The 6,407-nt window shown below is 49.1% G+C and carries 4 protein-coding genes and 1 pseudogene; 2 read left to right on the top strand and 3 right to left on the bottom strand.

Going from position 1 to position 6,407, the window contains the following annotated elements:
* Positions 1-322, top strand: a pseudogene (locus tag B3180_RS06725) (TIGR03545 family protein); the annotation flags it as partial.
* Between the two features lie 12 nt (positions 323-334).
* Here the strand turns inward: B3180_RS06725 and B3180_RS06720 are convergent.
* The 3 genes from B3180_RS06720 to B3180_RS06710 are packed head-to-tail and all read right to left on the bottom strand — an operon-like array spanning position 335 to position 4,454.
* Positions 335-1,513, bottom strand: coding sequence for an E22 family MetX-like putative esterase (locus tag B3180_RS06720; protein ID WP_278358439.1), 1,179 nt, complete (start codon positions 1,511-1,513; stop codon positions 335-337).
* Positions 1,510-3,138 carry a long-chain fatty acid--CoA ligase gene (locus tag B3180_RS06715; protein WP_278358440.1) on the bottom strand — a complete coding sequence of 543 codons (1,629 nt, stop codon included), beginning with the start codon at positions 3,136-3,138 and terminating at the stop codon, positions 1,510-1,512. The genes B3180_RS06720 and B3180_RS06715 overlap by 4 nt, the downstream gene beginning before the upstream one ends.
* A 23-nt stretch (positions 3,139-3,161) precedes the next feature.
* On the bottom strand, positions 3,162-4,454 hold the full coding sequence (locus tag B3180_RS06710; RefSeq protein ID WP_222235767.1) for a GntP family permease: 1,293 nt from the start codon (positions 4,452-4,454) through the stop codon (positions 3,162-3,164).
* Positions 4,455-4,670: 216 nt separating this feature from the next.
* Here B3180_RS06710 and B3180_RS06705 point away from each other — a divergent pair.
* Positions 4,671-6,407 (top strand): TonB-dependent receptor (locus B3180_RS06705; RefSeq protein WP_286843680.1); only part of this gene is annotated, 1,737 nt, incomplete at its 3' end.

Raw genomic sequence — 6,407 nt, 5'->3', positions numbered from 1 at the left:
ACGGCTGGATATCACCACCAATATTGGAGGTGACATTCAAAGCCCTTCGCTGAGTTTTGAGTCGGACCTGGATAACCAGTTAGGTGACTTACTGACACAAAGTGCAATGGGTGAGGCCGATGAGAAACTGGCGGAAATTAAGGCCGATTTGACCGCAAAAGTCTCTGACCAATTGGGCGGTCAGCAAGGTTTGCTGGAAAACCTGACTCAGTGGGATAACGAATCAGGCGATAAGAGTGAGCAGCTCGAAGAGTTACTTAAGGCAAAAATTGAAGACAGTCTTAAAGATAAGCTTAAGGGCCGCATTTTCGGCGGCTCCTAAGCCTAAGCAGAGTTACTCAGTGGTTAAAAACTCGCTGAGTAACTCGGCTTTTTGTTGAATAGAAAACAGTCCGTTTAAGTGTCCCCAGGGACCATTAATTTCTTCGTACTGAACCTCTTTACCCATTTCTCTAAGTTGCTCCGCCGTGTTTTCTGCCATGTACGGCATTAACAGCAGGTCGTTACTGGATGGCAAAAACAAGGTTTTTGCGGAAATGTTTTTTAATCCATCTTTTAAAGTATCCTGATGACCGGCAACAAACAGCTGGTTTGCACGCACCAGGTAAAGAATATGGTTGGCATCAGCCAGTGGCGCACGCGCACGGCTGGCACCGTATAACCATTCTACGGCCGGCAGTTCATTAGTCACGGACTCAAGGCCCTTTTCAGGCAGGGTCTCCTGCTGAGGTACCGCCTGATTAATGTATTCCGGATGCATCGCACCATGTGTGATCATGGCCTGTGCCATAGTGACACCGTCTAAAGGCGCGTCGCCGTCGTAGTAGTCACCACCGTTCCAGTTAGGGTCCAGCTTAATCGCTTGTGCCCACTGCTCCAGACCCATTATGGTCCAGGCGTCTAACGAGCCGGTACCAATAACAGAGACCATACGTTCAACCCAGTCCGGGTAAGCCGCTGCCCATTCAATGGCCTGCAATGAACCCATAGAAGCGCCAACCACTGCGTGCAGTTTTTTAACGCCTAATTCTTCCAGTAGGGCTTTTTGCACATTCACAAAGTCGCGTATGGTCACCACCGGAAAGTCTAAACCGTAGGGCTTTCCGGTATCCGGATTAATGCTGGCAGGACCGGTAGTAATGACAGTAGGAAGGTTAGGGTAAGCGTTGACTAACGAATCAACGCTAATAACATAGTACTTGTCGGTATCAATGGCTTTTCCCGGGCCGATAATAGAATCCCAGTAGCCAGCCTGTTGGTCATCCTCACTGTACTTGCCAGCGGCGTGACTGTTGCCGGAGAAAAAGTGTGTAATAAGCACGACATTATCTTTTGCTTCATTAAGTGTCCCGTAGGACTCCCAGCCCACTTTTACGTCTTTAATGGTTTCACCGCCGTGGGTGGTATAACTGTCCATACTAAAGGTCTTTTTCTCGACCCATTGCTCGGCTGCTAAAGGTAAGCTGATCAGCAATACCGCAATGCTAATAACCGTTGTCCATAGTCGTGTCATGACACATTCTCCTGTAAGTAATTTTGGTACTGCTCACGCAGTTTATTTTTAACCAGCTTACCGGTGCCGGTATGGGGCAATTCATCGACAAAAACCACGTCGTCAGGCATCCACCAACGGGCAATTTTGCCGATTAAAAAGTCTTTAATGTCTTGTTTTGACAGCTGGTGACCTTTATTCAGTACCACCAGCAATAGCGGGCGCTCGTCCCATTTCGGATGTTTAACACCAATGACACAGGACTCGTTAACCGCTTCGTGCTGGCTGACAATGTTTTCGATATCCAGAGAGCTTATCCATTCGCCACCGCTTTTAATCACATCTTTTTTACGGTCAACCACTTTCATAAAGCCTTCGGGGTCAATAACCGCGATGTCACCCGTAGCCAGCCATCCATCAGGGAAGCTACTTAAGTCGTCATTACGAAAATACTGCGAAGCAATCCAGTGTCCGCGAACCTGCAATTCGCCCCGGGTTTCGCCATCGTTAGGCAGAGGATTATCGTCAGCGTCAACAATGCGGTGTTCTATGCCAAAAACCGGGCGGCCAGCCGTTGTCTGCAGTTGGTATTGCTCGTCTTTAGGCCGGCTAATAATGTCTGCCTGTGGCGGTACCGAATGAACCAGCGGACCGGTTTCTGTCATACCCCAAATAGGCTGCCAGTAAACGTCGTACTCTTGGTCGTAAGTTTTAACCAGCCCCATAGGAGAAGCAGCTCCTCCTACGCAAACGCGTTGCAGCGATGGGATGTCCAGCTTATTTTCATTCAAATAATTGTGCAAGGTGAGCCAAATGGTGGGTACGCCTAAGCCAACAGTGACGTGTTCGTTGCGAATCATGTCCGCCATTGCCTCGCCCGATGTTCCATCGCCAGTGAACACCAACTTACAACCGGACAAAGGACCGGCGTAGGGCGCGCCCCAGGCGGCTACGTGATACATAGTGACCATGGGCATGAGTACGGTATCGCTGCGTAGGTCGAGCATGTCGGCACTGACGGTTGCCTGGGCGTGTAGCACCATAGCGCGGTGTGAGGCCAGTACGCCTTTGGGGTTGCCTGTCGTGCCCGAGGTATAACAAAGCAGCGCCGCGCTGTTTTCATCAACGTCTGGCCAGTCATAGTCTTTAGGTTCTGATTCCAGAAGTTCTTCATAACAAAGCACATTCTTAAGCTTGGTATTCGGCATGTGGTTTTGGTCGGTCATCACTACAAAGCCTTTTACCCCGGGCAGTTCGTCTTCAATGGACTCCAGTAGCTCGACAAAACTTAGGTCGACAAAGACCCACCCGCTTTCAGCATGGTTTAGGATCCAGGCTATCTGTTCGCCAAACAGGCGGGGGTTTACCGTATGCATAACAGCGCCGCTGCCGCTTACCGCATAGTAAAGCTCCATATGACGATACGTGTTCCAGGCCAGACTGGCTACGCGCTCGCCGGGTTGTACCCCCAGCTTTTTTAATGCGTGGGCTAATTGTCCGCTTCGTTGCCAGCATTCGGCATAGCAATACCGGTGAATGTCACCCTCCAGCCGTCGGGTGACAATCTCCTGTCGAGGGTGGCGGCTCGCTGCAAATCTTAGTAAATCGATAATTTGCAGCGGCCGTTTCATCATATTTCCTAACATGGTTACCTTCCCTTACTGCTGGGTTACAACATGAATAAGCCAATGGCCACGGCTAAGCCCATTAACGGCACAACAACGGTCACGGCAGCAACAGCCCAGTAAGCGGCACTGTGCTTCTCGTTACAAATAGCGCGAATAGTGGTAACCACATAGCCATTGTGCGGCAGGGAATCCAGTGCACCGGAGGAGATTGAGACAATACGGTGCAATTGCTCCGGGTTAACGCCGGCAGCCATATAGTGCGGTCCTACTTCAGGTAAGGCGATTGCCTGACCACCAGAAGCCGAACCGGTTAAACCGGCAATAACGCTCACAGCAACGGCCGCGCCGACTAATTCATTACCCGGCAAACTGGTCATAGCATTTACCGCTGTATCAAAGGCTGGAGTAATCTTGGCGATACTGCCAAATCCAACCACTGCTGCGGTGTTGCCTATAGCCACCAAAGCGCCGGTTGTGGCTTCATGAATGGCGGTTTGTGGCTTATGAAAATGTTTGAAGTTAATGACCGCAATGGCAATAACACCGCCCAGCAAAGCAACAATTAAAGCGTTTTGCTGCAAGGTATCGTGAAAGGTAAAGGACAGCCCAAGCACAACCAGTAGTGGAATCAATCCACTTATAGGAGACGGTAGTTCTCGTTCTAAAAGTATTGGGTCTCCTTCACGTGCTTCAAATTGCTCGCCGTTTGCGACGGCACGGTTAATGATTTTTTTGAGCCACCAGTAACCGAAGGATGCCATTAACACGGCAACGACCAGGCTCACTTCCCAGGCGGCATAGGGCGAAGTACCTAAGTATTTAACCGGTATCCAGTTTTGAATTTCCGGTGAACCTGCCGAGGTCATGGTAAAAGTCACAGAGCCAAAGGCTAACGCAGCAGGAATAAAGCGACGAGGTAAGTTCGCGTCTTTAAACAAACTGAGCGCCATTGGGTAAACCGAGAACGCCACAACGAAGACGCTGACGCCGCCGTAGGTCAGAATTGCGCAGGCCAGGACAACAGCGAGAACTGCCTGTTTTCGGCCTAACTTGTTGATTATCCAGCGCGCAACACTGTCAGCAGCACCGGTGTCTTCCATAAACTTACCGAACATAGAGCCCAGTAAGAACATAAAAAACCAGGCCGCCACAAAGCTGGCAAAGCCGTCCATATAGGCACTGACAAAGTTCACGTCACCCGTGAGTAATGGCACGCCGCTACATAAAGCCACGACCACGGCGCAAAGAGGGGCACTGATAAACAGGTTCATCCCTCTTAAAGTGAGTATGATGAGCAACACAAGGCCGCCGATCAGACCAATCATACTTAACATGAGTTACCTCGCAACGAAAAAGAAAACGGACCATGCTCTGAATCGCTGCATGGATGTATTGTGCATGATAAAGGGATTTGCCCCTATTGTACTATGGTACAGATCACAATCTTAACAATTTGCGCTAGTTTAGTAAGCAACCATGACTCTGAACCGTTAAATAGCTGTAAACGGAAATAACAATTACAAACGACATTATCTGTCAGGGGAACAACAATGAAACAACCCAAATTTCAGAAATCACTGATTGCAGCAGCGGTAACCACTCTGCTTAGCAGTCCTATGGCTTTGGCTCAGCAAAATGAGAATACCGAGGCTGAAGACGGCAAGCTTGAACGAATTGAAGTGACCGCGCGCCGGACAAACGAGAGTTTACAAGAAGTACCCGTTGCAGTTTCGGCTTTCGGTGAAGGTGAACTGGAACGAGATGGTATCGAGGACATCACCGAGTTGCAGTACAAAATGCCGAATACAACCTTCCAGGTCAGCCGCGGTACTAACTCAACATTAACGGCCTACATTCGGGGCGTTGGTCAGCAGGATCCGCTATGGGGCTTTGAGCCAGGCGTTGGTATCTATATTGACGACGTTTACGTTGCAAGACCTCAAGGGGCGGTTTTAGAAATATTAGATGTTCAGCGTGTCGAAGTCCTTCGTGGTCCTCAGGGAACGTTATATGGTAAGAACACCATTGGCGGCGCGATGAAATATGTGACTCGCGAACTAACAGGTTATGACGAATTTGAAGTTAAAGGCACTGTTGGAACTTATAACCAGCGAGACTTAAAAGTATCGGGACAGACCGCTTTAGCCGACAACTTCTATGTTGGGGGAGCCTTTGCCACATTAAACCGGGATGGCTTCGGTGAGTTCGTTAACACGGGCGATGAAAACTACAACAAAGAATTAATGACGGGGCGCTTTAACGCCAAATGGCTCGTCAATAAAGACATTAACGTTAAATTTGCGGCTGACTGGACAAAAGACGACTCAAACGCACGTGGTGGTCACCGGGAACAAGAGTCTCTGTTGAGTGATGAACCTCGTTTAACCGATGTTTACGACGCTTATACAGCCATGCCTACCTGGAACGAAGTTGAGAACGAAGGTTACTCAATGACGGTTGACTGGGCAATTAATAACGACTGGATGTTTAAGTCGATTACCGCATACCGGGAAGGTTCCACAAACACGAATATCGACTTTGATTCCACAGTAAACCCTGTATTACTGGTGCCTGCGGTCTATGAAGATGAACAGACGACACAAGAATTTCAGTTCATGTATCGTGATGACCGTTTAGATTTCGTGGGTGGTTTGTACTTTTATGAAGGTGAAGCCTGTGGTGAGTTCGGGACTGTCTTAGGTTTACTGGGACTTTCTATCGATACCGGCGGTTGTGTTGATACGTCAAGCGAGGCGTTGTTTGGTCAGGCAACTTATCAGTTGGATGATCAATGGTCAGTGACTTTGGGCGGGCGTTATACACGTGATGATAAGAGTGCCGATGTATTTCGATACACTTATGCTGGCATCAAATTCCTGGACCGCGGCGATTACTCGGCGGACCCTATTGTAATTAATTCAGACTTTACGACTCAGGCTGACTGGAGCAAGTTCAGTCCTCACGCAAGTGTCAGTTATCAAGTCGACCCCGCGGTTATGCTTTATGCAAGCTATAGCAATGGTTTCAAGTCGGGCGGTGTCGATATGCGAGCGGACGTGTCGTTGAACCCTGACGCTTCAAACCCTTATGACCCAGAAACTGTTGATACCGTTGAATTTGGTGTGAAGAGCGAAATGCTTGACGGACGTATGCGTTTAAATGCTGCCGCTTTCTTCTCTGATTACCAGGATATGCAGGTCACTGTGCAACGGGCTATCGAAGGCGGAGGTGTTGCCTCTCAAGTTCTGAACGCAGCCGATTCAACCGTTCAAGGGTTTGAGATTGAG

The sequence above is a fragment of the Idiomarina sp. UBA4206 genome, from assembly GCF_002383015.1.
In the GTDB taxonomy this organism is placed as follows: domain Bacteria; phylum Pseudomonadota; class Gammaproteobacteria; order Enterobacterales; family Alteromonadaceae; genus Idiomarina; species Idiomarina abyssalis.
This window is presented reverse-complemented; position numbering and strand designations above follow the sequence as displayed.

Excerpts from the sequence above, each read along its gene's own strand:
- B3180_RS06720 (WP_278358439.1), bottom strand. The coding sequence starts at position 1,513 with ATGACACGACTATGGACAACGGTTATTAGCATTGCGGTATTGCTGATC.
- B3180_RS06715 (WP_278358440.1), bottom strand. The coding sequence starts at position 3,138 with ATGTTAGGAAATATGATGAAACGGCCGCTGCAAATTATCGATTTACTA.
- B3180_RS06710 (WP_222235767.1), bottom strand. The coding sequence starts at position 4,454 with ATGTTAAGTATGATTGGTCTGATCGGCGGCCTTGTGTTGCTCATCATA.